The organism is Burkholderia sp. E168m23 (assembly GCF_016586125.1).
Lineage (GTDB): Bacteria > Pseudomonadota > Gammaproteobacteria > Burkholderiales > Burkholderiaceae > Burkholderia > Burkholderia orbicola.
The window spans coordinates 1-26,105 of the sequence record NZ_BCPP01000005.1 but is presented as its reverse complement, the minus strand read 5'-3'; the positions used below and the strand labels follow the sequence as shown (position 1 = coordinate 26,105).

General features: G+C 68.1%; 22 protein-coding genes. 13 read left to right on the top strand and 9 right to left on the bottom strand.

The genetic code is table 11. The features are described from left to right. From JMF90_RS00615 to aroG, 4 genes are all read left to right on the top strand, one after another. A partial coding sequence (locus tag JMF90_RS00615; RefSeq protein ID WP_305790736.1) for a YhdP family protein occupies positions 1 to 1,539 on the top strand: 1,539 nt, incomplete at its 5' end. Positions 1,540 to 1,601: 62 nt separating this feature from the next. Then, positions 1,602 to 2,429, top strand: coding sequence for a carbon-nitrogen hydrolase family protein (locus JMF90_RS00610; RefSeq protein WP_077179137.1), 828 nt, complete (start codon positions 1,602 to 1,604; stop codon positions 2,427 to 2,429). 84 nt (positions 2,430 to 2,513) lie between these two features. Next, positions 2,514 to 3,980, top strand: coding sequence for a metalloprotease TldD (gene tldD, locus JMF90_RS00605; RefSeq protein WP_006476850.1), 1,467 nt, complete (start codon positions 2,514 to 2,516; stop codon positions 3,978 to 3,980). 398 nt (positions 3,981 to 4,378) lie between these two features. Beyond that, positions 4,379 to 5,452 carry a 3-deoxy-7-phosphoheptulonate synthase AroG gene (gene aroG / locus JMF90_RS00600; protein ID WP_006476851.1) on the top strand — a complete coding sequence of 358 codons (1,074 nt, stop codon included), beginning with the start codon at positions 4,379 to 4,381 and terminating at the stop codon, positions 5,450 to 5,452. A gap of 76 nt (positions 5,453 to 5,528) precedes the next feature. On the opposite strand, the gene hmpA is transcribed toward aroG, so the two are convergent. Together hmpA and JMF90_RS00590 are read right to left on the bottom strand one after the other, a co-directional pair. Continuing rightward, a complete protein-coding gene (gene hmpA / locus JMF90_RS00595; RefSeq protein WP_077179136.1) occupies positions 5,529 to 6,737 on the bottom strand; it encodes an NO-inducible flavohemoprotein in 1,209 nt (402 codons plus the stop codon). 94 nt (positions 6,738 to 6,831) lie between these two features. After that, positions 6,832 to 7,383: a cob(I)yrinic acid a,c-diamide adenosyltransferase gene (locus JMF90_RS00590; RefSeq protein ID WP_011544630.1), complete on the bottom strand. Its 552-nt coding sequence runs from the start codon at positions 7,381 to 7,383 to the stop codon at positions 6,832 to 6,834. Positions 7,384 to 7,519: 136 nt separating this feature from the next. On the opposite strand from JMF90_RS00590, the gene JMF90_RS00585 reads away from it, so the two are divergent. The 6 genes from JMF90_RS00585 to proC all read left to right on the top strand — a co-directional run bounded on the left by JMF90_RS00585 (position 7,520) and on the right by proC (position 14,679). Further along, entirely contained in the window at positions 7,520 to 8,929 is a 1,410-nt protein-coding gene (locus JMF90_RS00585; protein WP_011694156.1) for an FAD-binding oxidoreductase, read from the top strand. 38 nt (positions 8,930 to 8,967) lie between these two features. Further along, positions 8,968 to 10,461: an FAD-linked oxidase C-terminal domain-containing protein gene (locus tag JMF90_RS00580; RefSeq protein ID WP_006497501.1), complete on the top strand. Its 1,494-nt coding sequence runs from the start codon at positions 8,968 to 8,970 to the stop codon at positions 10,459 to 10,461. Positions 10,462 to 10,652: 191 nt separating this feature from the next. Then, complete coding sequence (glcE, locus tag JMF90_RS00575) at positions 10,653 to 11,741, top strand: glycolate oxidase subunit GlcE (RefSeq protein WP_006476858.1); 1,089 nt, start codon at positions 10,653 to 10,655, stop codon at positions 11,739 to 11,741. A 7-nt stretch (positions 11,742 to 11,748) separates the two neighbouring features. After that, positions 11,749 to 12,975, top strand: a complete 1,227-nt coding sequence (gene glcF, locus JMF90_RS00570) for a glycolate oxidase subunit GlcF (RefSeq protein ID WP_078040669.1) — start codon at positions 11,749 to 11,751, stop codon at positions 12,973 to 12,975. Positions 12,976 to 13,114: 139 nt separating this feature from the next. After that, on the top strand, positions 13,115 to 13,813 hold the full coding sequence (locus tag JMF90_RS00565) for a YggS family pyridoxal phosphate-dependent enzyme (RefSeq protein WP_027812714.1): 699 nt from the start codon (positions 13,115 to 13,117) through the stop codon (positions 13,811 to 13,813). A 53-nt stretch (positions 13,814 to 13,866) separates the two neighbouring features. Then, the gene (gene proC / locus JMF90_RS00560; RefSeq protein ID WP_201316708.1) at positions 13,867 to 14,679 is read left to right on the top strand and encodes a pyrroline-5-carboxylate reductase; all 813 of its coding nucleotides are present in this window, start codon (positions 13,867 to 13,869) and stop codon (positions 14,677 to 14,679) included. A gap of 100 nt (positions 14,680 to 14,779) precedes the next feature. Here proC and ubiA read toward each other — a convergent pair whose 3' ends face one another. From ubiA to recG, 7 genes are all read right to left on the bottom strand, one after another. Next, positions 14,780 to 15,643 (bottom strand): 4-hydroxybenzoate octaprenyltransferase, encoded by an 864-nt coding sequence (gene ubiA / locus JMF90_RS00555; protein WP_078040667.1) that lies wholly within the window; start codon positions 15,641 to 15,643, stop codon positions 14,780 to 14,782. 207 nt (positions 15,644 to 15,850) lie between these two features. Continuing rightward, on the bottom strand, positions 15,851 to 16,339 hold the full coding sequence (gene dpsA, locus JMF90_RS00550) for a non-specific DNA-binding protein DpsA (protein WP_006476862.1): 489 nt from the start codon (positions 16,337 to 16,339) through the stop codon (positions 15,851 to 15,853). Between the two features lie 119 nt (positions 16,340 to 16,458). After that, a complete protein-coding gene (locus JMF90_RS00545) occupies positions 16,459 to 16,605 on the bottom strand; it encodes a hypothetical protein (protein WP_164728307.1) in 147 nt (48 codons plus the stop codon). A 102-nt stretch (positions 16,606 to 16,707) separates the two neighbouring features. After that, positions 16,708 to 18,894 (bottom strand): catalase/peroxidase HPI, encoded by a 2,187-nt coding sequence (gene katG, locus JMF90_RS00540; protein ID WP_201316707.1) that lies wholly within the window; start codon positions 18,892 to 18,894, stop codon positions 16,708 to 16,710. 100 nt (positions 18,895 to 18,994) lie between these two features. Further along, positions 18,995 to 19,120 carry a hypothetical protein gene (locus JMF90_RS40585; protein WP_256333940.1) on the bottom strand — a complete coding sequence of 42 codons (126 nt, stop codon included), beginning with the start codon at positions 19,118 to 19,120 and terminating at the stop codon, positions 18,995 to 18,997. 405 nt (positions 19,121 to 19,525) lie between these two features. Next, the gene (locus JMF90_RS00535; protein ID WP_006476864.1) at positions 19,526 to 20,485 is read right to left on the bottom strand and encodes a LysR substrate-binding domain-containing protein; all 960 of its coding nucleotides are present in this window, start codon (positions 20,483 to 20,485) and stop codon (positions 19,526 to 19,528) included. A 147-nt stretch (positions 20,486 to 20,632) separates the two neighbouring features. Then, entirely contained in the window at positions 20,633 to 22,954 is a 2,322-nt protein-coding gene (gene recG / locus JMF90_RS00530) for an ATP-dependent DNA helicase RecG (protein ID WP_077179132.1), read from the bottom strand. A gap of 167 nt (positions 22,955 to 23,121) precedes the next feature. Between recG and queA the strand changes: the two genes are divergently transcribed. From queA to yajC, 3 genes are all read left to right on the top strand, one after another. After that, a complete protein-coding gene (gene queA / locus JMF90_RS00525) occupies positions 23,122 to 24,189 on the top strand; it encodes a tRNA preQ1(34) S-adenosylmethionine ribosyltransferase-isomerase QueA (protein WP_201316705.1) in 1,068 nt (355 codons plus the stop codon). Between the two features lie 229 nt (positions 24,190 to 24,418). Continuing rightward, positions 24,419 to 25,618: a tRNA guanosine(34) transglycosylase Tgt gene (gene tgt, locus JMF90_RS00520; RefSeq protein ID WP_077179130.1), complete on the top strand. Its 1,200-nt coding sequence runs from the start codon at positions 24,419 to 24,421 to the stop codon at positions 25,616 to 25,618. Between the two features lie 237 nt (positions 25,619 to 25,855). After that, the coding region (gene yajC, locus JMF90_RS00515) for a preprotein translocase subunit YajC (RefSeq protein WP_201324926.1) at positions 25,856 to 26,105 on the top strand (250 nt) is incomplete at its 3' end.

The window sequence follows — 26,105 nt, the reverse complement described above, 5'->3', positions numbered from 1 at the left end:
TCCGACCTGACGGGCGTCGCGCTGAACTTCCCGGCGCCGTTCGCGAAACCGGCCGGCACGCCGATGCCGTTCCGCTTCACGCTGCAGCCGGCGCCGCAGGCGGACGGCAAGCGCCTCGAACATGCCGACCTGACGCTCGGCCCGGTGACCGCGACCTACCTGCTCGACGCGACGCGCGGCCGGCCGCTGCGCGCGGTACGCGGCGCGATGGGCATCCACCGGATGCCCGACATGCCGCAGGACGGCGTGAGCGCGGCCGTCGACGTCGCCGAGCTGGACGCCGACGCGTGGCTCGCCCTCGCCCACACGCTGAAGCCCGACACGCCGCGCGCGCCGGAACCGCAGGCCGCACCGCGCGTCGATTTCGCGAGCTTCGCGCCGAAGCGCTTCGCGTTCCATTTCGGCACGCTGAAGCTGCTCAAGCGCAACTGGGAGAACGTGATCGTCGGCGCGTCGCACGTCGACGACCTCTGGCAGGCGAACATCGCGTCGAACCAGGTCTCGGGCTACCTGTCGTGGGCGCCGGGCGGCGGTCACAACGGCGCGGGCGTACTGAACGCGCGGCTCGCGAAGCTGGTCGTGCCGCAAAGTTCGCAGCACGACCTCGTCGGCCGCGCGATGAACCTGCCGACGCCGACCGATCGCCCGATGCCGTCGATCGACCTGATCGTCGACCAGGTCGTCGCGCGCGATCACGACATCGGCCGGCTCGTCGTCAACGCGCGCAACATCGACGAAGACGGCACGCCCGTGTGGCAGCTCGACAAGCTGGAACTGGCGAACCCGGCCGCGAAGCTCACGGCGACCGGCAACTGGCGCACCTCGCGCCGCGCGCTGGCCCGCGGCGCCGACGAAAACGACGCGCCGCGCCGCACCGTGTTCGACTTCAAGCTCGACATCGACAATGCGGGCGCGCTGCTCGACCGCGTCGGCCTGCCGCGCACGCTCGCGGACGGCCACGGCTCGGTCACGGGCAAGGTCGGCTGGCGCGGCGGCCCGACCGCGGTCGACTTCCCGTCGCTCGGCGGCCAGGTCGCGCTCGACCTCGAACACGGGAAGATCCTGAAGGTCGACCCCGGCGCGGCGAAACTGCTCGGCGTGCTGAGCCTGCAGAGCCTCGCACGCTTCCTGACGCTGAATTTCCGCGACGTGGTCGGCAAGGGGCTGCCGTTCGACAAGATCACCGGTACCGGCCGGATTTCGAACGGGATCGCACGCACCGACGACTTCTCGATGATGACGGGCCCCGCGAACGTCACCGTGCGCGGCGCGGTCGATCTCGGCACCGAAACGCAGGACCTGCATGCGCACGTCGCGCCGAAAATCAGCGCGGGCGCCGCCGCGATCGGGGCGGCCATCATCAATCCGCTGCTCGGCGTCGGCGTGCTGGCCGCGAACTACGCGCTGTCCCAGACGCTGTCGCGCGCGTTCGCGCTCGACTACGCGATCACCGGCTCGTGGGCGCACCCGCACATCGAGCGGGTGGGAAGCGATCAGGGTAAGATGAATCACGGCCCGGCCGATGCCTCGAGCCATTGAGCGCGCATCGACCCGCGCAGCGCGCCGGGCCGCACCCCATTTATGACGCAACCGATTCCGCGATGACCGACCCCGCCCGTTCCGCCACGCCCTTCCAGGTCGCCGCGCTGCAGATGGTGAGCACGCCGGACGTCACCCGCAATCTCGCCGAAGCGCGCCGCCTGATCGCGGAAGCCGCCGGTGAAGGCGCGCAGCTCGTGCTGCTGCCCGAGTACTTCTGCTTCATGGGCCACCGCGACACCGACAAGCTCGCGCTCGCCGAACCGTACCGGGACGGCCCGATCCAGCAGTTCCTCGCCGACGCCGCGCGCCGCCACGGCATCTGGGTGATCGGCGGCACGCTGCCGCTGAAGGCGCCGGAACCCGATCGCGTGCTGAACACGACGCTCGTGTTCGATCCGTCCGGCAACGAGGCCGCACGCTACGACAAGATCCACCTGTTCAACTTCGAGAAAGGCGACGAATCGTTCGACGAGGCGCGCACGATCCGCGCGGGCGACACGGTCGTCGTGTTCGATGCGCCGTTCGGGCAGGTCGGCCTGTCGGTCTGTTACGATCTCCGCTTTCCGGAGCTGTATCGCCGCATGGGCGACTGCGCGCTGATGGTCGTGCCGTCGGCGTTTACGTATACGACGGGCCGCGCGCACTGGGAAATGCTGCTGCGCGCGCGGGCCGTCGAGAATCAGTGCTACGTGCTCGCGGCCGCGCAGGGCGGCAAGCACGAGAACGGCCGGCGCACGTGGGGCCACAGCATGCTGATCGACCCGTGGGGCGAGATCGTCGCGGTGCGCGACGAGGGCGCCAGCGTCGTGCTCGGCACGCTCGATCCGCAACGCATCGCCGACGTACGCCAGAGCCTGCCCGCGTGGCGGCACCGCGTGCTGACCTGAATCCGCCGCACCGCTTGAAACGCCGTGCGGCCCACCCATCTGCCCGGCAGCACCCGACAACTTTTTGAGAATCCCGATATCCGCATGAACATCATCGAACCCGGCATCCGCAACCTCGCGCTGGCGAAGGACATCCTGCTCACGCCGTACGGCCTCGACGAAAGCCTGCTCACGCGCACGATCGCCGACATCTTCACGCATCGCGTCGACTACGCGGACCTGTACTTCCAGGCGACCCGCAGCGAAGCGTGGAGCCTCGAGGAAGGCATCGTCAAATCGGGCAGCTTCAGCATCGACCAGGGCGTCGGCGTGCGCGCGGTCGCGGGCGACCGCACCGCGTTCGCGTACTCGGACGACCTGTCGCCCGAGGCGATCGCGCAAGCCGCCGCCGCCACCAAGGCGATCGCGGCGGCCGGCGGCGGCCGCCAGAAGATCAAGGCCGCCTCGTCGCTGACGGGCATCTCGGGCCGCGACCTGTACCTGCCGTCCGACCCGCTCGCGTCGCTCGACGCGACGGCCAAGGTCAAGTTGCTGGAGCGCATCGAGCAGATGGCGCGCGGGCGCGACCCGCGCATCACGCAGGTGATGGCCGGCCTCGCCGGCGAATACGACGTCGTGCTGGTCGCGCGCAGCGACGGCGCGCTCGCGGCCGACATCCGGCCGCTGGTGCGCGTGTCGGTGACGGTGATCGCCGAGCAGAACGGCCGCCGCGAGATCGGCTCGGGCGGCGGCGGCGGCCGCTTCGACTACGGCTACTTCACCGACGAAGTCCTGTCGCGCTACGTCGACGACGCGGTGCACGCGGCGCTCGTCAACCTCGACGCCCGCCCCGCGCCGGCCGGCGCGATGACGGTCGTGCTCGGGCCGGGCTGGCCGGGCGTGCTGCTGCACGAGGCGATCGGCCACGGCCTCGAAGGCGACTTCAACCGCAAGGGCTCGTCCGCGTTCGCGGGCCGGATCGGCGAGCAGGTCGCCGCGAAGGGCGTGACGGTGGTCGACGACGGCACGCTGCCGAACCGCCGCGGCTCGCTGAACATCGACGACGAAGGCAATCCGACGCAGTGCACGACGCTGATCGAGGACGGCATCCTGAAGGGCTACATCCAGGACACGCTGAACGCGCGCCTGATGAAGATGCCGGTCACCGGCAACGCGCGGCGCGAGTCGTACGCGGCGCTGCCGATGCCGCGCATGACGAACACGTACATGCTGAACGGCGACAAGGACCCGCAGGAAATCATCGCATCGGTGAAGAACGGCCTGTACGCGGTGAACTTCGGCGGCGGCCAGGTCGACATCACGAACGGCAAGTTCGTGTTCTCGGCGTCCGAGGCGTACATGATCGAGAACGGCAAGATCACCTACCCGGTGAAGGGCGCGACGCTGATCGGCAGCGGCCCGGAATCGCTGAAGTACGTGAGCATGATCGGCAACGACATGTCGCTCGACACGGGCGTCGGCGTATGCGGCAAGGAAGGCCAGAGCGTGCCGGTCGGCGTCGGCCAGCCGACCCTGCGGATCGACAAGATGACGGTCGGCGGTACGGCATAACCGCATCGCGGCGCAGACAATCCGCGCATTTTGATGAAAACGCGCGGATTGTCCGCATTTTTGAGCGCCCCCGGTTGCCAGCCGCGCGGGGACCGGGTATAAATTCCGAATCAACTTTTTTGACGAGCCGAATTTCCGTCATGTCCGCCAAGTTTTACTTTTACTTTTTTTGGTATCTCAGACCACTGGCGGATCGAGAGGGTTGATGGCGCGTAAAGCGCAACCGAAATTCCCGAAAAAACCGCCGGCGAACCCGGCGGTTTTTTTTCGCCCTTCGCCAGCCGGTCGCCGCCGCAGCCGTTCAGCAGCCCCGACCGACACCACTGAATCGCCCGAATTGATGAATCTGCCGCACGCGCACTGACCGAACGGCGCCCCGGAAAATTAGGAGAAACAGCATGCCCCCGCACAACACCGACGACGTCCGCATCCGCGAACTCAAGGAACTGACGCCGCCCGCCCACCTGATCCGCGAATTCGCGTGCTCCGAAGCCGCGTCCGAGCTGATCTACCACTCGCGCCAGTCGATGCACCGCATCCTGCACGGGATGGACGACCGGCTGATCGTGGTGATCGGGCCGTGCTCGATCCACGATACGAAGGCGGCGATCGAATACGCGGGCCGGCTCGTGAAGGAACGCGAGCGCTTCAAGGGCGAACTGGAAATCGTGATGCGCGTCTATTTCGAGAAGCCGCGCACGACGGTCGGCTGGAAGGGGCTCATCAACGATCCGCACCTCGACAACAGCTTCAAGATCAACGAAGGGCTGCGCACCGCGCGCGAGCTGCTGCTGCAGATCAACGAAATGGGGCTGCCGGCCGCGACCGAATACCTCGACATGATCAGCCCGCAGTACATCGCCGACCTGATCTCGTGGGGCGCGATCGGTGCACGCACGACCGAGTCGCAGGTGCACCGCGAGCTCGCGTCGGGGCTGTCGTGCCCGGTCGGCTTCAAGAACGGCACCGACGGCAACGTGAAGATCGCGGTCGACGCGATCAAGGCCGCGTCGCAGCCGCACCATTTCCTGTCGGTGACCAAGGGCGGCCATTCGGCGATCGTGTCGACGGCCGGCAACGAGGACTGCCACGTGATCCTGCGCGGCGGCAAGGCGCCGAACTACGACGCGGACAGCGTGAACGCCGCGTGCGCGGACATCGGCAAGGCCGGCCTCGCCGCACGCCTGATGATCGACGCGAGCCATGCGAACAGCTCGAAGAAGCACGAGAACCAGATCCCGGTGTGCGCCGACATCGGCCGCCAGATCGCGGCCGGCGACGAACGCATCGTCGGCGTGATGATCGAGTCGCACCTCGTCGAGGGCCGCCAGGACCTGAAGGAAGGCTGCGCGCTGACCTACGGCCAGAGCATCACCGACGCGTGCATTGCGTGGGACGACAGCGTGAAGGTGCTCGAAGGCCTCGCGGAATCGGTGAAGGCACGGCGCGTCGCGCGCGGTAGCGGGAACTGACCGATAGCCTGCGTCGCAACGAAAAAGCCCGGCTCGCGCCGGGCTTTTTATTGGCCGGAGATCGTCCGTGCGCGCATCACTCGAGCGCGCCCGACCCGAAGATCTCGGTGTTCACGCGTTCCGGCGCGACGCCGAGCGCGACGAGCGCGTCGCGCTGCGCCTTCATGAACGCGACCGGCCCGCAGATGTAGTAATCGGCATCCGGCACCAGCGCGTAGTGCTTCACGCGCTCCGGCGTGAGGCGCCCTTCGAGGTCGTGGTCGATGCCGGCGCGATCGTTCGGGCCCACCAGCTCGTACAGCACCGTGCGCTTGACGTTCGCGTGCTCGCCGACGGTGTCGTTCAGCCAGTCGCGGAATGCGTGCACGGCACCCGAACGGCAGGCGTGAATGAACCGCACGTCGCGCGGGCTGCCCGCCGCGATCAGCGTCGACGCCATCGACATCATCGGCGTGATGCCGACGCCGCCCGAGATCAGCACGACCGGCGTATCCACGTCGCGCTTCAGCGAGAAGTCGCCCATCGGCGCGGTCACTTCGACGATCGCGCCCGCTTCGACGCCGTCATGCATCAGCGTCGACACCTTGCCGGCCGGAATCGCTTCCGGCTTGCCGGCCTCACGCTTCACCGAGATGCGCAGCCACTTGCCGTGCGGCGCATCCGAGAGACTGTACTGGCGCGGCTGGTCGACGCCGAGATCGCCGACGAAGCGCTTCACCGTGATGTACTGGCCCGGCTCGAACGTCGGCGCCGCGCCGCCGTCGGCCGGCGTCAGGTAGAACGACGTGATCTCGTCGCTTTCACGCACCTTGCGCGCGACCTTGAACGGGCGGAAGCCGCTCCACGCGGCGTTCGCGTACAGATCGGCCTCGGCGCCGATCAGGATCTGCGCGAGCTGGCCGTACGCGACGCGCCATGCCTCGAGCGTGTCGGCATCGACCGCGTCGCCGAGCACTTCGACGATCGATGCGAGCAGGTTCTCGCCGACGATCGGGTAATGCTCGGGGCGGATGTTCAGACTGGCGTGCTTGTGCGAGATGCGCGACACCGCGCCGCCAAGCGCCCCAAGGTTGTCGATGTTCGCCGCATACGCATAAACGGCCTTCGCGAGCGTCTCGGGCTGGCTGCCGGTCTTCTGGTGCGTCTGGTTGAACAGGTTTTTCAGTTCCGGATGACGCGCGAACATGCGCTGATAGAAATGCTTCGTGATCGTCGCGCCGTGCTCGGCAAGGACGGGGGCGGTGGCCTTCACACGGGCCATCTGGTCAGCGGTGATGTGGGTCATGTTCGTTCTCCGTTAAACATGCACACACAATACATGTTTAAAAATAAACGCTCGCCGGTCAAATTGTCGCAGTGCGCAAAAATGTGACGGCAGGCTAACGGACGCGCCCGCGCTCCCATAACACGTCGGTTCCGCCGTCGGCGCGGTTCAGCACGCGCGCCAGCACGAACAGCAGGTCGGACAGCCGGTTCACGTACCGCCGCGGTGCATCATTGAGCGTGTCGCCGCGCCCGAGCGCGACGATCGAGCGCTCCGCGCGGCGGCACACGGTTCGGCAGACGTGCGCGAGCGACGCCGCGCGCGAGCCGGCCGGCAGGATGAACTCCTTCAGCGGCGGCAGCGTCGCGTTGTAGTCGGCAAGCCACCGGTCGAGGCGGGCGAGATGCGTGTCGTCGAGCACCGCGTGGCCAGGAATGCACAGCTCGCCGCCAAGATCGAACAGGTCGTGCTGAATCGTGACGAGCGCCGTGCGCACGTCGTCCGGCAGGGTCTCGGCCAGCAGCACGCCGAGATTCGAGTTCAGTTCGTCGACGTCGCCGATCGCGGCGATCCGCGCGTCGTCCTTGCCGATGCGCCGTCCGTCGCCAAGGCCGGTGGTGCCGTCGTCGCCCGTGCGCGTCGCGATCTTGCTCAAGCGGTTGCCCATGCGAATGTCCTCTCGTGCGCGGCCGCCATGCGGCCCGGGTGGCTGGAACGCAATTATCGCAGCCCGCGGCGGGAGGCGCAGCGGACGTTACAGCGTAGAATGGGCCGACAGTTCGACAAGCAGTCAGGAGACGTTCGTGAATCACCCTGCCCCGCCGGCCGCCACGCGCCGCCCGCTGCCTCCCGCCATGCTCGATGCGCTGCGCGCCGCCTTCGGCGAGCGCGTGTCGACCGCCGACGCGGTCCGCGCCCATCACGGCCGCGACGAATCCCCGTTCGATCCGCAACTGCCCGACGCCGTCGTGTTCGCGCGCAGCACCGACGACGTGCGCGAAGTCGTGTCGCTGTGTTCGCTCTACAGCGTGCCGCTGATCCCGTACGGCGCCGGCTCGTCGCTCGAAGGTCACCTGCTCGCGGTGCGCGGCGGCGTGTCGCTCGATTTGTCGGAAATGAACCGCGTGCTGTCGATCAACGCCGAGGACCTGACCGTGACGGTCGAGCCCGGCATCACGCGCAAGGCGCTCAACGAAGCGCTGCGCGACACCGGCCTGTTCTTCCCGATCGATCCGGGCGCCGACGCCAGCATCGGCGGGATGACCGCGACCCGTGCGTCGGGCACCAACGCCGTCCGCTACGGCACGATGCGCGAGAACGTGCTCGGCCTGACTGCGGTGCTCGCGGACGGCCGCGTGGTCAAAACCGGTTCCCGCGCACGCAAGTCGTCGGCCGGCTACGACCTCACGCGCCTGTTCGTCGGGTCCGAAGGCACGCTCGGCGTGATCACCGAAATCACGCTGCGCCTGCACCCGCTGCCAGAAGCCGTGTCGGCCGCGATCTGCACGTTCCCGACGATGGGCGACGCGGTGCGCACGGTGATCGAGACGATCCAGATCGGCGTGCCAATCGCGCGCGTCGAATTCGTCGATGCGCTCGCGGTGCGCTCGATCAACCGCCACTCGAACCTGACGCTGACCGAAGCGCCGACGCTGTTCTTCGAATTCCACGGCACCGAGGCCGGCGTGAAGGAACAGGCCGAACTCGTGCAGGCGCTCGCCGGCCAGAACGCCGGCCAGGGCTTCGAATGGGCGACCCGCCCCGAGGATCGCACGCGGCTCTGGTCCGCGCGCCACAACGCGTACTTCGCGATGCTGCAGCTGAAGCCCGGCTGCCGAGCGGTGACGACCGACGTGTGCGTGCCGATCTCGCAGCTCGCCGCGTGCGTCGAGGAAACCGAGGTCGACCTGCGCGCGTCGTCGCTGCCCTGCCCGATCGTCGGCCACGTCGGCGACGGCAATTTCCACGTCGCGATCCTGATCGATCCCGACAAGCCCGAGGAACTCGCCGAAGCCGAGCACATCAACGACCGGATCGTCGAGCGCGCGCTGCGGCTGGGCGGTACCTGCACGGGCGAGCACGGCATCGGGCTGCACAAGATGCGCTTCCTGCCGAAGGAGCACGGCGACAACGCGATCGACACGATGCGCGCGATCAAGCTCGCGCTCGATCCGCGCAACCTGATGAATCCAGGCAAGATTTTCACGTGCTGACCCGGCGGCGCGAGCTCGCGCCGCACGCAGGAGACCTCATGAACGCTCCCGTCGAACTGTCGAGCGCCGCACGCGCGCAGCGTCAGCGCGAAGTCGTGCAGGCGCTGATGGCCGTACTGCCGACGCACTGCCTGCTGTACCGCGACGAGGACACCGCGCCGTACGAATGCGACGGCCTGTCCGCGTACCGCCGGCTCCCGCTCGCGGTCGCGCTGCCCGAAACGGAGTCGCAGGTGCAGCGGATCGTGCAGATCTGCCGCCGCATGGAAGTGCCGATCGTGCCGCGCGGCGCCGGCACGAGCCTGTCGGGCGGCGCGCTGCCGATCGCGCTCGGCGTCGTGCTATCGCTCGCGCGCTTCACGCGCATCGTCGAGGTCGATCCGTACGCGCGCACGGCGACCGTGCAGCCCGGCGTGCGCAACCTCGCGATCTCGGAGGCGGCCGCGCCGTACGGCCTGTATTACGCACCCGATCCGTCGTCGCAGATCGCCTGCACGATCGGCGGCAACGTCGCGGAAAATTCCGGCGGCGTCCACTGCCTGAAATACGGTCTGACCGTGCACAACGTGATGCGCGTGCGCGCGGTGACGATCGACGGCGAGGTGGTTGAATTCGGCTCGCTCGCGCTCGACATGCCGGGCCTCGACCTGCTCGCCGTGATGATCGGCAGCGAAGGGATGTTCGCGATCGTCACCGAGGTCACGGTACGGCTGATTCCGAAGCCGCAGACCGCGCAGCTCGTGATGGCGAGCTTCGACGACGTCGTCAAGGGCGGCGAGGCGGTGGCGGCGATCATCGCGTCGGGCATCATCCCGGCCGGGCTCGAGATGATGGACAAGCCCGCCACGCAAGCGGTCGAGGCGTTCACGCACGCGGGCTACGACCTCGACGCGAAGGCGATCCTGCTGTGCGAATCGGACGGCACGCCGGAAGAAGTCGCCGAGGAAATCGTCCGGATGACGGCCGTGCTGCGCGAACACGGCGCGACGCGCATCCAGGTGTCGCGCAACGAACACGAGCGGCTGCGGTTCTGGTCCGGCCGCAAGAACGCGTTTCCGGCCGCCGGGCGCATTTCCGCCGATTACTACTGCATGGACGGCACCGTGCCGCGCCGCGCGATCGGCCCGCTGCTCGCACGCATCGAGCAGCTCGAAACCCGCTACGGACTGCGCTGCATCAACGTGTTCCATGCGGGCGACGGCAACATGCATCCGCTGATCCTGTACAACGCGAACGACCCGGACGAGTTGCACCGCGCCGAGCAGTTCGGCGCGGAAATCCTCGAATGCTGCGTGGAATTCGGCGGCAGCGTGACCGGCGAGCACGGTGTCGGCATCGAAAAACTCAATTCGATGTGCGTGCAGTTCTCGCCGCAGGAGCGCGACGCGTTCTTCGCGGTCAAGCGCGCATTCGATCCGGCCGGGCTGCTGAATCCGGACAAGGGCATCCCGACCCGCGCGCGCTGCGCCGAATACGGTCGCCAGCACGTGCGCGGCGGGCTGTTGCCGCACCCCGACCTGCCGCGCTTCTGAGCGGCGCGCGCGGGTCGCGCCCCGCACCGGCGGCCGTGGTGCGGGGGTCTGCCGCGCCCGCGCGGCGCGTTCGGGCGCCGGCGCCGGCGCCGGCAGGCCGCATCCGATACGGGGCTTAGGGATAGTCGCGATGTGGAATCGCGCCACCCCGGTACAATCGACCGAACAACGAGACGAGAAAGCAACAGGACATGGAAGAGGACGACATCGTCGCCGGATGGGCCGAGCGCATCCGCGCCGCCAGTGCCGACGGCCGACCGCTGCGGATTCGCGGCGGCGGCACCAAGGACTGGTACGGCCAGGCGCTCGAGGGCGAAATACTCGACACGCGCGCGTTTCAGGGCATCGTGTCGTACGACCCGGCCGAACTCGTCGTCACGGTCCGCGCGGGCACGCCGCTCGCGCAACTGGAAACCGCCCTCGCCGAGTGCGGCCAGATGCTGCCGTTCGAGCCGCCCCACTTCGGCCGCACGGCCACCGTCGGCGGCTGCGTCGCGGCCGGCCTCGCGGGCCCGCGCCGCGCCACCTGCGGTGCCCCGCGCGATTTCGTGCTCGGCACCACGCTGATGAACGGCCGCGGCGAAATGCTGCGCTTCGGCGGGCAGGTCGTGAAGAACGTCGCCGGCTACGACGTGTCGCGGCTGATGGCCGGCGCGCTCGGCACGCTCGGGCTGATGCTCGACCTGTCGATCAAGGTGCTGCCGATGCCCGTCGCCGAGGTCACGCTGAAGTTCGAGATGACCGCGACCGACGCGGTGCGCAAGCTCAACGAATGGGGCGGCCATCCGCTGCCGGTCAGCGCAAGCGCGTGGCGCAACGGCACGCTCGTGCTGCGCCTGTCGGGCGCGGAAGCCGCCGTGAAATCCGCGAAGACGCTGCTCGGCGGCGAAGTCGTCGACGCGGTCGAGGCCGAGCGCTTCTGGTCCGGCCTGCGCGAGCATACCGACCCGTTCTTCAACGGCATCCCGCCCGGCTATGCGCTGTGGCGCCTGTCGCTGCCGTCGATCACCGAACCGATGCACCTGCCCGGCACCCAGTTGATGGAATGGGGCGGCGCGCAACGCTGGTGGATCACCGACGCCGACGCGCAAACCGTGCGCATGAGCGCGAAACAGGCCGGCGGCCATGCCACGCTGTTCCGCGCGGGCGACACCTACGACCGCAGCGCGGGCGTGTTCACGCCGCTGCCCGCGCCGATGATGAAAATCCACCGCGGGCTGAAGAGCGCGTTCGATCCTGCGCGCATCTTCAATCGCGGCCGGCTTTACCCTGAGCTCTGAGGGCTGGATGCAAACGAATCTCGCCGATTTCATCCGCAATACGCCCGACGGCGACGAGGCCGACGCGATCCTGCGCAAGTGCGTGCACTGCGGGTTCTGCACCGCGACCTGCCCGACCTACCAACTGCTCGGCGACGAACTCGACGGCCCGCGCGGCCGCATCTACCTGATCAAGCAGATGGTCGAAGGCGCACCCGTCACGCGCAGCACGCAACAGCATCTCGACCGCTGCCTCACGTGCCGCAGTTGCGAGACGACCTGCCCGTCCGGCGTCCAGTACGGCCGGCTCGTCGAGATCGGGCGCAAGCACGTCGAGGCGCAGGTGGAGCGCCCCGCGCAGCAGCGGCTGATGCGCCGCGTGCTCGCGAGCGTCGTGCCGAACGCGGCGCTGTTCTCGCCGATGATGCGGCTCGGCCAGCACGTGCGGCCGCTGCTGCCGAAGCGGCTGCGCGACAAGGTGCCGCCGCGCACGCGACTGCTCGAATGGCCGCACCGCACGCATCCGCGCAAGATGCTGATGCTCGGCGGCTGCGTGCAGCCGTCGATGCTGCCGAACATCAATATCGCGACCGCGCGCGTGCTCGACGCGCTCGGCATCGAGACGGTCGTCGCGCCCGACGCGGGCTGCTGCGGCGCGATCCGCCTGCACCTGAACTATCACGACGAAGCGCTCGACGACGCGCGCCGCAACATCGATGCGTGGTGGCCGCACGTCGAACAGGGCGTCGAGGCGATCGTGATGAACGCGTCGGGCTGCGGCGCGACGGTGCTCGAATATGCGCACCTGCTGCGCGACGATCCGGCCTACGCGGAGAAGGCGCAGCGCATCGTGTCGCTGACGCGCGACATCTCCGACGTGCTGCTCGCGTTCGAGGCCGAACTCGCGACGATCGCGCGGCGCCGCGCGATCCATACGGTCGCCTATCACCCACCGTGCACGCTGCAGCACGGCCAGCAGTCGCGCGGCAAGGTCGAGCGCCTGCTGGAGACGCTCGGCATCGACGTGCGGCTACCGGCCGACAGCCACCTGTGCTGCGGCTCGGCCGGCACCTACTCGCTGACGCAGCCGTCGCTGTCGTACCGGTTGCGCAAGCAGAAGCTGCTGAAGCTGCAGGCGCTCGAGCCGCAGATGATCGTGTCCGGCAACATCGGCTGCATCGCGCATCTGCAGAGCGGCACGCAGGTGCCGGTCGCCCACTGGGTCCAGCTCGTCGAGCATTTGTTGTACGGCTAGGCCTCGTCCCGGCACGCAACGGGTGGACGGGCGCACGCGCGGCGTCCGTATAATGAGCGGATCGATGCGCCGCGTGTCGCGGCGCATCGGCTTCATGCCCGCTTCCCGTGCTGCTTCCGTGCCTGCTCTCGTGCCCGTCATGTCCGATCTCGCCGCCCGCCTCGCCTCCGTTCATCGCCGCATCGCCGACGCCGCCCGCGCGGCCGGCCGCGATCCCGCCGCCGTCTCGCTGCTCGCCGTGTCGAAGACGTTCCCGGCCGACGACGTGCGCGCCGCGCATGCGGCCGGGCAGCGCGCGTTCGGCGAGAACTACGTGCAGGAGTCGATCGACAAGATCGACGCGCTGGCCGATCTGCGCGCGAGCCTCGAATGGCATTTCATCGGCCCGCTGCAATCGAACAAGACGCGCCCCGTCGCCGAGCGCTTCGACTGGGTCCATTCGGTCGACCGGCTGAAGATCGCGCAGCGCCTGTCGGAACAGCGCCCCGCGCACCTGCCGCCGCTGAACGTGTGCGTGCAGGTCAACATCAGCGGCGAGGCGTCGAAGAGCGGCGTCGCGCCGGCCGACGTGGCCGAGGTCGCGCGGGCGGTCGCCGCGCTGCCGTCGCTGCGGCTGCGCGGCCTGATGGCGATTCCCGAGCCGGCCGACGACACCGACGCGCAACGCGCGCCGCATCGCGCACTGCGCGCGTTGTTCGACACGTTGCGCGCCGACGGCCTGCCGCTCGACACGCTGTCGATGGGCATGTCCGCCGATCTCGACGCGGCCGTGCTCGAAGGCGCGACGATCGTGCGCGTCGGCACCGCGATCTTCGGCGCGCGCGATTACGCGCACTGAACGCCGCGCCCTTTTCCGCCTTTCCGTTCACTCACTCGCTCATTCCCGACATCATGAAAATCGCATTCATCGGCGGCGGCAACATGGCCGCGGCCCTGATCGGCGGCCTGATCAAGCGCGGCGTCGCCGCGGACGGCCTGTATGCCATCGACGTCAACGAAGACGTCCGCGCGCGCGCCGCGCAGCAGTTCGGCATCCGGACCGGCGCGGCCATCGACGCGACGCTCGCCGACTACGACGCGATCGTGCTCGCGGTGAAGCCGCAGGTGCTGCACGACGTCGCGCAAGCGCTCGCGCCGCACCTGAAGTCGCAACTCGTGATCAGCATCGCGGCCGGCATCCGCGGCACGGATCTCGCCCGCTGGCTCGGCGGCTACGCGCGCGTCGTGCGCACGATGCCGAACACGCCCGCGCTGGTCGGCATGGGCGTGACGGGCCTGGCCGCGCTGCCGGGCGTCGACGCCACCGGCCGCGAACTCGCGTCGAGCGTGCTCGGCGCGGTCGGCGAGATCGTGTGGTTCGACGACGAAGCGCAGCTCGACGCGGTCACCGCGATTTCGGGCAGCGGCCCCGCGTACGTGTTCTATTTCATCGAAGCGCTGCAGGAAGCCGCGCGCCGCCTCGGCATGAACGACGAGCAAGGCCGTGCGCTCGCCGTCGCGACGTTCACCGGCGCCGCGCAACTGGCCGCGCAGCCGGGCGAACCGGCGAGCGTGCTGCGCGAACGCGTGACGTCGAAGGGCGGCACGACGGCCGCCGCGCTCGCGGCGTTCGACGCGCAGGGCGTGAAGGAAGCGATCGTGCGCGGCGCCCTCGCGGCCGAGGCGCGCGCGAAGGAAATGGGCGACGAGCTCGGCCGCGCGTAAGCGTGACGGCGGCGCCGGTCGTGCCGGCGCGAGACGTAAAAAAGCGACCGTCAGGTCGCTTTTTCGTTGGCGCCGCGCGCAAGTACGCGCGGTGTGTCGTTCAGTTGCCCGCCAGCAGGTAATGCGCGGCGATGCCCGCAAACAGCACGCCGCCCAGCCAGTTGTTGTGGCGAAACGCCGCGAAACACGGCATCCGTTCGCGATCCTTGATCAGCGTGTAGTGATAGAGCGCGCAGCCGACCGCCGCCGCCCAGCCCACCCAGTACGCGAGGCCGAAGCCGAGCGTCACGCCGATCCACACGTAGATGCCGAGCGTCGCCGCGTAGCACGCCATCACGGCCGCGACGTCGAAACGGCCGAACGTCAGCGCGGACGTGCGGATGCCGATCTTGATGTCGTCGTCGCGATCGACCATCGCATATTCGGTGTCGTACGCGACCGACCAGAAGATGTTCGCGACCAGCATCACCCACGCCAGCATCGGCACCGTATCCTGCACGGCCGCGAACGCCATCGGGATGCCGAAGCCGAACGCGATGCCCAGATACGCCTGCGGAATCGCGAAGAAGCGCTTCATGAACGGGTAGGAGCCGGCGACGAACAACGCGACGACCGACAATTCCTTGGTCAGCGTATTGAGCGGCAGGATCAGCAGGAACGCGATGAACGACAGCCCGACCGCGATCGCGACGGCTTCCCACGCGCGGATCTTGCCCGACGTCAGCGGCCGGTCGGCCGTGCGCTTCACGTGGCGGTCGAAATCGCGGTCGGCGTAGTCGTTCATCGCGCAGCCGGCCGAGCGCATCAGCAGCGTGCCGAGCGTGAAGATCACGAGCAGCGGCCAGCGCGGGTGACCGTCCGACGCGATCCACAGCGCGTTGAGCGTCGGCCACAGCAGCAGCAGGCTGCCGATCGGCTTGTCCATCCGGACGAGCCGCAGATACAGGGGAAAGCGGGCAAGCATGGCGAAGCACCGGGAAGAGAATCCCGGCATTTTAGAGCCGAGCGGTGCTTCGCGTCATGTCGGCGCGAGCCGCGGCAGGCGCTCGCCGCGGGCCGGCAGGCCACCGCGGCCCGCAGCGCGCGGCCGCGCCGCGACGCACATCAATCAGGGGACAGATTCAGCGCCGCCTCGAATCGGGCCGGCCTGCCGTCCCCGGCCGCACCGGGCTTAGGCGAGCAGCGACCGCAGCATCCATGCGGTCTTTTCATGCGTCTGCAGGCGCTGCGTGAGCAGGTCGGCGGTCGGCTCGTCGCTCGCCGCGTCGGCGATCGGGAAGATTTCGCGCGCGGTGCGCACGACCGTCTCGTGCCCTTCGACGAGCTGGCGGATCATCTCCTCGGCGGCCGGCACGCCCTTCGCTTCCGGCACCGACGACAGTTTCGCGAACTCGCCGAACGTGCCGGGCGCGACGACACCCAGCGTGCGAATGCGCTCGGCGACGGAATCGACCGCGAGCCACAGTTCGTTGTACTGCTCCTCGAACATCAGGTGCAGCGTGTTGAACATCGGTCCGGTCACGTTCCAGTGGAAATTGTGGGTCTTCAGGTACAGCGAAAAGGTATCGGCGAGCAGGCGCGACAGGCCGTCCGCGATGTTCTTGCGGTCCTTGTCGCTGATACCGATGTTGATCTGCGTGGCGTTGCCTTTCTTGGCCATCTTCGGGACTCCTCATTCGAAATGTTGAACCGGCGAAAATGCGTCGAGCAATCCGCATGCCGCGTCGCGCGGCATCCGTTCGCGACTCGCCAGTCTAGCGTCGCGAATCCATCGTCGCACTACGCGAGCGCGTGCAGCGCCTGCGAGACCAGCTCCACCGCCCCGCCGACGACGATCGCGAAGCCGACGACGTAGCGCGCCAGCTCGCCCGGCGATCGCAGAATGGGCGACGCTGCGGCACGCATGTCGAGCATCATTTGCGTCATGGTCGTCACTCCTTTGACAAGACATCGTTCAGAGAAGAAACGGCCGGTCGCTGGACCGGCCGTTTCACGTTACTGCATCACCGCATCAGGATGCGGCCAGGTTCATGCGAGGTCGAAGCGGTCGAGGTTCATCACCTTGTTCCAGGCGGCGACGAAGTCGCGCACGAACTTCTCCTGCGCATCCGCGCTGCCGTACACCTCGGCCAGCGCGCGCAACTGCGAGTGCGAGCCGAAGATCAGGTCGACGCGCGTGCCGGTCCACTTGACTGCGCCCGTCGCGCGATCACGCCCTTCGAACACGTCGTTCGCGGCCGACACCGGCTTCCACTCCGTGCCCATGTCGAGCAGGTTCGCGAAGAAGTCGTTCGACAGCGTGCCCGGACGATCGGTGAACACCCCGTGCTTCGAGTCGCCGACGTTCGCGCCGAGCACGCGCAAGCCGCCGACCAGCACGGTCATCTCCGGCGCCGTCAACGTCAGCAGTTGCGCCTTGTCGACCAGCAGCGCCTCGGCCGGCGTCTTGTACGCGCTCTTCAGGTAGTTGCGGAACCCGTCGGCGAGCGGCTCGAGCACGGCCATCGCGTCGACGTCGGTTTCTTCCTGCGACGCATCCATCCGGCCCGGCGCGAACGGCACCGAGATCGAGATACCCGCGTTCTTCGCCGCCTGCTCGACGCCGGCCGCACCGGCCAGCACGATCAGGTCGGCCAGCGACACCTTCTTGCCGTCCGTCTGAGCATCGTTGAACGCCTTCTGCACGCCTTCGAGCGTTTCGAGCACCGTCGCCAGCGCCGCCGGCTGGTTCACTTCCCAGTCCTTCTGCGGCGCGAGGCGGATGCGCGCACCGTTCGCGCCGCCGCGCTTGTCCGAACCGCGGAACGTCGCCGCCGACGCCCATGCGGTCGACACGAGCTGCGACACCGACAGGCCCGTGGCCAGCACCTTCGCCTTCAGCGCGGCGACGTCGGCGGCGTCGATCAGCGGGTGATCGACGGCCGGAATCGGGTCCTGCCACAGCAGGTGTTCCGCCGGCACTTCCGGGCCGAGATAGCGGGCGCGCGGGCCCATGTCGCGGTGCGTGAGCTTGAACCACGCGCGAGCGAACGCGTCGGCGAATTCGGCCGGGTTCTCGTAGAAGCGGCGCGAGATCTTTTCGTAGGCCGGGTCGAAACGCAGCGACAGGTCGGTCGTCAGCATCGTCGGACGATGCTTCTTCGACGCGTCGTACGCATCGGGAATCACTTCGCCGGCGTCCTTCGCGACCCACTGGTGCGCGCCGGCCGGGCTCTTCGTGAGCTCCCACTCGTAGCTGAACAGGTGCTTGAAGAAGTCGTTGCTCCACTTCGTCGGCGTCGAGGTCCACGTGACTTCGAGGCCGCTCGTGATCGTGTCCTTGCCCTTGCCCGTGCCGAACGTGCTCTTCCAGCCGAGCCCCTGCTCCTCGAGGCCCGCGGCTTCCGGCTCGGGGCCGACGTTCGAGGCCGGGCCGGCGCCGTGCGTCTTGCCGAACGTGTGACCGCCCGCGATCAGCGCGACCGTTTCCTCGTCGTTCATCGCCATCCGCGCGAACGTCTCGCGGATGTCGTGCGCGGCAGCAACCGGGTCGGGGTTGCCGTCCGGACCTTCCGGGTTCACGTAGATGAGGCCCATCTGCACCGCGGCGAGCGGGCTTTCGAGCTCGCGCTTGCCCGTGTAGCGGCTGTTCGGGCCGCCGCTCAGTTCCAGCCAGATTTTTTCCGAGCCCCAGTACACGTCGTCCGGTTCCCACGTGTCAGCGCGGCCGCCGGCATAGCCGAACGTCTTGAAGCCCATCGATTCGAGCGCGACGTTGCCGGTCAGGATCAGCAGGTCGGCCCACGAGATGTTGCGGCCGTACTTCTGCTTGATCGGCCACAGCAGGCGACGCGCCTTGTCGAGGCTGACGTTGTCCGGCCAGCTGTTGAGCGGCGCGAAGCGCTGCTGCCCGCCACCCGCGCCGCCGCGGCCGTCGGCCGTGCGATACGTGCCGGCGCTATGCCATGCCATGCGCACGAACAGGCCGCCGTAGTGGCCGAAGTCGGCCGGCCACCAGTCCTGCGACGTCGTCATCAGCGCGTGCAGGTCCTGCTTCACCGCGGCGAGATCCAGCTTCTTGAACGCCTCGGCGTAGTCGAAATCCGGGTCCATCGGATCGGACAGCGCCGAATGCCGATGCAGGACGTTGAGGTTCAGCTGATTCGGCCACCAGTCCTTGTTGGTCGTGCCGCTGCCTGCGGTGTGGTTGAACGGGCACTTCGTTTCGTTCGACATGCTTTTTCTCCTTGTCTTGCTCGTAGACCCCCACGTGCCGGGCGCGGTTCGTGGAGCATTGCGGGGGGATGAAACGGAACAGGCGGTTCCTCCGGTCGTACTACGGGACGTCGTGCGCGGCCTGCGACCCGCGTTCCCGCTGCGACGCGCCGCAGGGGCGCTCGGGGAAGCGGCTGCCGGCGGTCGTCGTGCCGGCGAGGCGGGTGGTTCTGCGTGTATCGGACATGCAATGCTCCCTCATGGCTCGACGGCAGTTAATCGGGGGAACACACGACCGGTGCGGCGGCACTCATCCGCCATACACACGGTCCGCCAGGTACGCGAACGCAATCGGACGCAGGCTGCGAACCGCCGCCCTGGCGCGATGTACGACCATGTCACGCGACGGGACGTTCCGCTGCGCGTGCTGCAATACCGACCGCATCATGACATCCTCCTTTGACGCTTGCATTCATCGTGCATCCCGCACCGACCGCACGTCGACTTGACGCCGATCCATGTAGAGGATTCTATCTATATCTATCAATTATTTGAATTTGATAAATTTCATCTATGCGATAGGAAAAAATAAACGGGGTCGCAAGACCCCGTTCATCACGCTGCCACATGTACATGCGCAGCCGCCTCAGTGTCAGTTCATCGTGGCCGGCATGTCGAGCTTCGCGACGCCCGGCAGCTCGCACGCGGCAATCGCGTCGCTGATCGCGTCGATCGCGGGCATCCGCGTGAAGCTCTTGCGCCATACGAGCACCACGCGGCGATCGGGCACCGGCTCGTTGAACGGCACGTACGACAGCAGCTCGGCATCCGGGCCGTTCGCGCGCGGGCCGACCTCGGCGACCGACATCCGCGGCAGCACGGTGATGCCGACGCCGCTCGCGACCATGTGGCGGATGGTTTCGAGCGACGAGCCCTCGAAGGTCTTCTGGATGCCGTCGGCCGTCTGCGAGAAGCGCATCAGTTCCGGACACACGCCCAGCACGTGATCGCGGAAGCAGTGGCCGTTGCCGAGCAGCAGCATGGTTTCCTGCTTCAGGTCCTCGGCGTCGATTTCGTCGCGCTTCTCCCACGGATGGCCGGCCGGCAGCGCGACGACGAACGGCTCGTCGTACAGCGGCCGCACCATCAGGCCGGTTTCGGGGAACGGCAGCGCCATGATCGCGGCGTCGATCTCGCCCTGCTTCAGCAGTTCGAGCAGCTTCAGCGTGTAGTTCTCCTGCAGCATCAGCGGCATCTGCGGAACACGCTGGATCATCTGCTTGACGAGCGTCGGCAGCAGATACGGCCCGATCGTGTAGATCACGCCGAGGCGGAACGGGCCGACGAGCGGGTCCTTGCCCTGCTTCGCGATCTCCTTGATCGCGAAGGTCTGCTCGAGTACGCGCTGCGCCTGGGTCACGATCTGGTCGCCGATCGGCGTCACGCTCACTTCGCTCGCACCGCGCTCGAAAATCTGCACGTTGAGCTCGTCTTCGAGCTTCTTGATCGCCACCGACAGCGTCGGCTGGCTCACGAAGCATGCTTCGGCCGCGCGGCCGAAATGCCGCTCGCGCGCAACCGCGACGATGTATTTCAATTCAGTCAGCGTCATTGTGGGTCAATCAGAGATATACAGGCGATAGGTTTAATTTATACACCTGTTGGCACCGATTCGCCAAGTTTCTCTGCATCGCGATGCGTCGATCGGCGTCGAATTGGCGTCGACTGGCGGCTTTCGATCCGGCCCCGAGCCGGTCGATCAGGCCTTCAGATACTGTTCGCGCGCACCGAGCCAGCGCGCGAGATGCTGCGTGACGACCTCGGGGTACGCGGCAATCAGCCGCGCCGCGGCCTCGCGGGCCGGGTCGATCAGCCAGCCGTCGGTCTCGAGGTTCGCAAAGCGCAGCATCGCCGCGCCCGACTGGCGCGCGCCGAGGAATTCGCCGGGCCCGCGGATTTCGAGGTCGCGCCGCGCGATCTCGAAGCCGTCGGTCGTCTCGCGCATCGTCTTCAGCCGCTCGCGGCCGGTGAGCGACAGCGGCCCGGTGTACAGCAGCACGCACACCGACGCCGCGGTGCCGCGCCCGACCCGGCCGCGCAACTGGTGCAGCTGCGCGAGGCCGAAGCGCTCCGCGTGCTCGATCACCATCAGCGACGCGTTCGGCACGTCGACGCCGACCTCGATCACGGTCGTCGCGACCAGCAGCTGCACTTCGTTGCGCGTGAACGCCTCCATCACGGCCGCCTTGTCGGCCGGCGACAGCCGGCCGTGCACGAGCCCGACCTTCAGTTCGGGCAGCGCCGCGGCGAGCGTCTCGTAGGTCTCGACGGCCGTCTGCAGCTGCAGCGTCTCGCTCTCCTCGATCAGCGGGCATACCCAGTACACCTGGCGCCCGGTCAGCGCGGCCTCGCGCACGCGGGCGATCACTTCTTCGCGCCGCGCGTCGCCCACCAGCCGCGTCAGCACCGGCGTGCGGCCGGGCGGCAACTCATCGATCGTCGACACCTCGAGATCGGCGTAATACGTCATCGCGAGCGTGCGCGGGATCGGCGTGGCCGACATCATCAGCTGGTGCGGCTGAAAGTCGCGTGCGCCGTTGGCGGCGTTCGCGGCCTTCGCGCGCAGCGCGAGACGCTGCTCGACGCCGAAGCGGTGCTGCTCGTCGACGATCACGAGGCCCAGCCGCGCGAATTCGACCGTGTCCTGGATGATCGCGTGCGTGCCGATCACGAGCTGCGCGGTGCCGAGCGCGGCCGCCTCGATCGCCGCGCGCTTTTCCTTCGCCTTCAGGCTGCCCGCGAGCCACGCGACCGTGACGCCGAGCGGCTCGAGCCACGCGCGCAGCTTGCGCGCGTGCTGTTCCGCGAGGATTTCGGTGGGCGCCATCAGCGCGGCCTGGTAGCCGGCGTCGATCGCCTGCGTGGCGGCCAGCGCCGCGACGACCGTCTTGCCGCTGCCGACGTCGCCCTGCAGCAGCCGCTGCATCGGGTGCGCAAGCGTGAGGTCGTGCGCGATCTCGTCGACGACGCGCGCCTGCGCGCCCGTCAGCGTGAACGGCAGCGCCGCGTACAGACGCGTGGTCAGCGCATCGGTATCGGTCGCGGTGCGCCGCGGCATCGCGGGCGCGGCGCGCGTGCGGCGCTCTTCGTGCGCGCGCTTCAGCGACAACTGCTGGGCGAGCAGTTCCTCGAACTTGATGCGCGTCCACGCCGGATGCGAGCCGTCCATCAGCGCGGCTTCGTCGGAATCGACGCGCGGGTGATGCAGGATACGCACCGCCTGCTCGAGCGTCGGCACGTCGAGCGGCTTCAGGTAATCGCGCTGGATCTCGGGTGGCAGCAGTTCGGGCAGCGGCGTGCGCTCGACCGCGTTCTCGATCGCCTTGCGCAGATACGCCTGCGACACGCCGGCCGTGCTCGGGTAGACCGGCGTGAGCACCTGCGGCAGCGGCGCATCGGCTTCGACGACGCGCACGGCCGGATGCACCATCTCCATCCCGAAAAAGCCGCCGCGCACGTCGCCGCGCACGCGCAGCCGCTGGCCGACGGCCATCTGCTTGACCTGCGACCCGTAGAAGTTCAGGAAGCGCAGCACGAGCTGCTCGCCGTCGTCGTCCTGGATCTTCACGACGAGCTGGCGGCGCGGCCGGTACGCGACCTCGTTGTCGAACACGACGCCTTCGGTCTGCGCGATGCCGCCCGGCAGCAACTCGCCGATCGGCGTGAGCGTGGTCTCGTCCTCATAGCGCATCGGCAGATGCAGCACGAGATCGATCGAACGCGTGAGCCCGAGCTTCGCGAGCTTGTCGGCGGTTTTCACGGGCTTGTCGGCGGCCGGCTTCTTCTTGCGCTTCGTGCCGGATGCGCCGGGCGCATCCGCTTCGTCGCCGCCCGCGCCCGGTTCGGCGTCGGGCGCGGCGGCCGCGGGCTGCGCGAGCCGGCCGTCGGCGCCGCGCTTCGGGCCGGCGCGGCGGGCGCCGGGGCCCGATGCGGACGGCGCGGGCGACGCGGCATCGTCCGCGTCGAACGGATCGGCGGAATCGGCAACGGCAGCGGGGGAACGGCGTGGTGACACAGGCATCGGATCGTCTGGGTGCTTCGCAAGGCAAGTACAATAGCGGCTTTCACGTCGTCCGAACGAACGACGCCGGCCAGGCCGCGCATCCCGTCATCATAGCGGCTCGCGCGCGCCGATTACGCGTTTCCGCCCTGCCGGCGACGCCCGCCGGCCGCTTCGAACCAGCCCGCATGTTCACGCTTTCCGATTTCGATTTCAATCTGCCGCCCGAGCTGATTGCCCAAACCGCGCTGCCCGATCGCACCGCGAGCCGCCTGCTCGAGGTCGACGGCAGCGTCGCGCCCGCACGCCTCGTCGACCGCCATTTCGCCGAGCTGCCGTCGTGCATCGCGCCGGGCGACCTGCTCGTGTTCAACGATACCAAGGTGCTGAAGGCGCGTTTCTTCGGCCAGAAGGCCAGCGGCGGCAAGATCGAGGTGCTGATCGAGCGCGTGACCGGCACGCACACGGCGCTCGCGCAGATCCGCGCGAGCAAGTCGCCGGGCGCCGGCACGACGCTGCGCCTGGCCGATGCGTTCGACGTGACGGTCGGCGAGCGCGTCGAGCCGTTCTTCACGCTGCACTTCCCCGCGCCGTGCCTCGACCTGATCGAGCAGCACGGCCGGCTGCCGCTGCCGCCGTATATCGAGCACGACGCCGATGCGACCGACGAGACCCGCTACCAGACCGTCTATGCGAGCAACCCGGGCGCGGTCGCCGCGCCCACGGCCGGGCTTCATTTCGACCAGCCGCTGCTGGAGCAGCTCGACGCGATGGGCGTCGAGCGCGCGACGCTGACGCTGCACGTCGGCGCCGGCACGTTCCAGCCGGTGCGCGTCGAGAACATCGCCGAGCACAAGATGCACAGCGAGTGGTACGACCTGCCGCAGTCGCTGGTCGACAAGATCGCCGCGACCCGCGCGCGCGGCGGCAACGTGATCGCGGTCGGCACGACGTCGATGCGCGCGCTCGAAGCCGCGGCGCGCAGCGCCGACGAGGCCGGCCGCCCGCTCGCGGCGACGCAGGCCGAGACCGACATCTTCATCACGCCCGGCTACCGTTTCCGCGTGGTCGACCGGCTCGTGACGAACTTCCACCTGCCGAAGTCGACGCTGCTGATGCTGGTGTCCGCGTTCGCGGGCGTCGAGACGATCCGGGCCGCGTACCGGCACGCGATCGAAGAACGCTACCGCTTCTTCAGCTACGGCGACGCGATGCTGCTCACGCGGCGCGACACGCCGGAGGCGCCGGGCGCGTAAGCGCAGCCGACGGGATCGGCTCGATGCACACGATGGCCGGCGCGTCGCACTGCCGCCATGCCGTTTTTTTACGTTGTGCGCGCTACGCTGGCGCACACCCGCTTTTTCCCGCCGCCGATTTCCCGGGCGGCGTTTCCAACATGCGCCGGACTTGCGATCCGGAGTCAGCGCTTCAGCGCATACTCCGGTCCCATGCAGAGCTTTTTCCGGTAGCAAGGAGCACGACACGATGACCGATGGTTCATCCCACGATACGCACGCTGATACGCACGCCCCCGTGCAGGACCGCCCGGCCAACGGGCTCGAATTCGAATTGCTGACGACCGACGGCCACGCGCGCCGCGGCCGCGTGAAGCTCAATCACGGTACGGTCGAGACGCCGATCTTCATGCCGGTCGGCACGTACGGCACCGTGAAGGCGATCCAGCCGCGCGAGCTGCACGAGATCAAGGCCCAGATCATCCTCGGCAACACGTTCCACCTGTGGCTGCGCCCGGGCCTCGACACGATCGACGCGCACGGCGGCCTGCACGGCTTCATGGGCTGGAACAAGCCGATCCTGACCGATTCGGGCGGCTTCCAGGTGTTCTCGCTCGGCGACCTGCGCAAGATCACCGAGGACGGCGTCACGTTCGCGTCGCCGATCAACGGCGACAAGCTGTTCCTGTCGCCGGAAGTGTCGATGCAGATCCAGAAGGTGCTGAACTCCGACGTCGTGATGCAGTTCGACGAGTGCACGCCGTACGCGACCAACGGCGTGCCGACGACGCACCAGGAAGCGGCCGACTCGATGCGCATGTCGCTGCGCTGGGCGAAGCGCTCGCTCGACGAATTCCACCGGCTCGGCAACCCGAATGCGCTGTTCGGGATCGTCCAGGGCGGGATGTTCGAGGACCTGCGCGACGAATCGCTCGCGGGCCTCGCGGAACTCGGCTTCCACGGCCTCGCGATCGGCGGGCTGTCGGTGGGCGAGCCGAAGGAAGACATGATGCGCGTGCTGCAGCACGTGGGCCCGAAGCTGCCGGCCAACAAGCCGCACTACTTGATGGGCGTGGGCACGCCGGAGGATCTGGTCGAGGGCGTGGCGAACGGCATCGACATGTTCGACTGCGTGATGCCGACCCGCAACGCGCGCAACGGGTGGCTCTTCACGCGCTTCGGCGACGTGAAGATCCGCAACGCGACGCACAAGAACTCGTTGAAGCCGCTCGATTCGACCTGCACCTGCTACACGTGCCAGAACTTCTCGCGCGGCTATCTGCATCACCTGCACCGGGTCGGCGAAATCCTCGGCGCGCAGCTGAACACGATCCACAACCTGCACTACTACCTGCAGCTGATGAGCGAGATCCGCGACGCGATCGAAACGCATACGTTCGACGCATTCCGGCAGCGCTTCGCGGAGGATCGCGCCAGAGGGGTCGACTGACGGGCCGGCCGGCGGCCCGCACCGCGGCCAGTCACATAGGACGCGTACTAATTGGCACACTCAAATCGCCAGTCGCGACCGCCAAACATTACAATTACCTTTCCAAACAAGTCGCAACGGTATCGGTTCGTGCTTTAACAGCTTGATCCGAAAGCGCATTTGCCGATCCGTTCGCGCATGGGGCCGGTGGTAGAATAACCGGCTTATTTTTCGATCTTCCCCTACGGAGAGACCAACGTGCCGTTCATTTCCAATGCCTTCGCGCAAGGCGCCGGTGGCGCCGAATCGAGCCTGATGAGCTTCCTGCCGCTCATCCTGATGTTCGCGGTGCTGTACTTCATCATGATCCGTCCGCAGATGAAGCGTCAGAAGGAACACCGCAACATGCTCGCGGCCATGGCGAAGGGCGACGAAGTCGTCACGAGCGGCGGCCTCGTCGGCAAGGTGACGAAGGTCACCGAAGGCTACATCGGCGTCGAAATCGCCG

Bases quoted from the DNA above. Each gene is read 5' to 3' on its own strand.
- JMF90_RS40585 (WP_256333940.1), bottom strand. From the start codon at position 19,120: ATGTCCGATACACGCAGAACCACCCGCCTCGCCGGCACGACGACCGCC.
- queA (WP_201316705.1), top strand. From the start codon at position 23,122: ATGTTCACGCTTTCCGATTTCGATTTCAATCTGCCGCCCGAGCTGATT.
- hmpA (WP_077179136.1), bottom strand. From the start codon at position 6,737: ATGACCCACATCACCGCTGACCAGATGGCCCGTGTGAAGGCCACCGCC.
- glcF (WP_078040669.1), top strand. From the start codon at position 11,749: ATGCAAACGAATCTCGCCGATTTCATCCGCAATACGCCCGACGGCGAC.
- ubiA (WP_078040667.1), bottom strand. From the start codon at position 15,643: ATGCTTGCCCGCTTTCCCCTGTATCTGCGGCTCGTCCGGATGGACAAG.
- tgt (WP_077179130.1), top strand. From the start codon at position 24,419: ATGACCGATGGTTCATCCCACGATACGCACGCTGATACGCACGCCCCC.
- JMF90_RS00535 (WP_006476864.1), bottom strand. From the start codon at position 20,485: ATGACGCTGACTGAATTGAAATACATCGTCGCGGTTGCGCGCGAGCGG.
- proC (WP_201316708.1), top strand. From the start codon at position 13,867: ATGAAAATCGCATTCATCGGCGGCGGCAACATGGCCGCGGCCCTGATC.
- katG (WP_201316707.1), bottom strand. From the start codon at position 18,894: ATGTCGAACGAAACGAAGTGCCCGTTCAACCACACCGCAGGCAGCGGC.
- dpsA (WP_006476862.1), bottom strand. From the start codon at position 16,339: ATGGCCAAGAAAGGCAACGCCACGCAGATCAACATCGGTATCAGCGAC.
- JMF90_RS00610 (WP_077179137.1), top strand. From the start codon at position 1,602: ATGACCGACCCCGCCCGTTCCGCCACGCCCTTCCAGGTCGCCGCGCTG.
- recG (WP_077179132.1), bottom strand. From the start codon at position 22,954: ATGCCTGTGTCACCACGCCGTTCCCCCGCTGCCGTTGCCGATTCCGCC.
- JMF90_RS00545 (WP_164728307.1), bottom strand. From the start codon at position 16,605: ATGACGCAAATGATGCTCGACATGCGTGCCGCAGCGTCGCCCATTCTG.
- tldD (WP_006476850.1), top strand. From the start codon at position 2,514: ATGAACATCATCGAACCCGGCATCCGCAACCTCGCGCTGGCGAAGGAC.
- JMF90_RS00590 (WP_011544630.1), bottom strand. From the start codon at position 7,383: ATGGGCAACCGCTTGAGCAAGATCGCGACGCGCACGGGCGACGACGGC.
- glcE (WP_006476858.1), top strand. From the start codon at position 10,653: ATGGAAGAGGACGACATCGTCGCCGGATGGGCCGAGCGCATCCGCGCC.
- aroG (WP_006476851.1), top strand. From the start codon at position 4,379: ATGCCCCCGCACAACACCGACGACGTCCGCATCCGCGAACTCAAGGAA.
- JMF90_RS00580 (WP_006497501.1), top strand. From the start codon at position 8,968: ATGAACGCTCCCGTCGAACTGTCGAGCGCCGCACGCGCGCAGCGTCAG.
- JMF90_RS00565 (WP_027812714.1), top strand. From the start codon at position 13,115: ATGTCCGATCTCGCCGCCCGCCTCGCCTCCGTTCATCGCCGCATCGCC.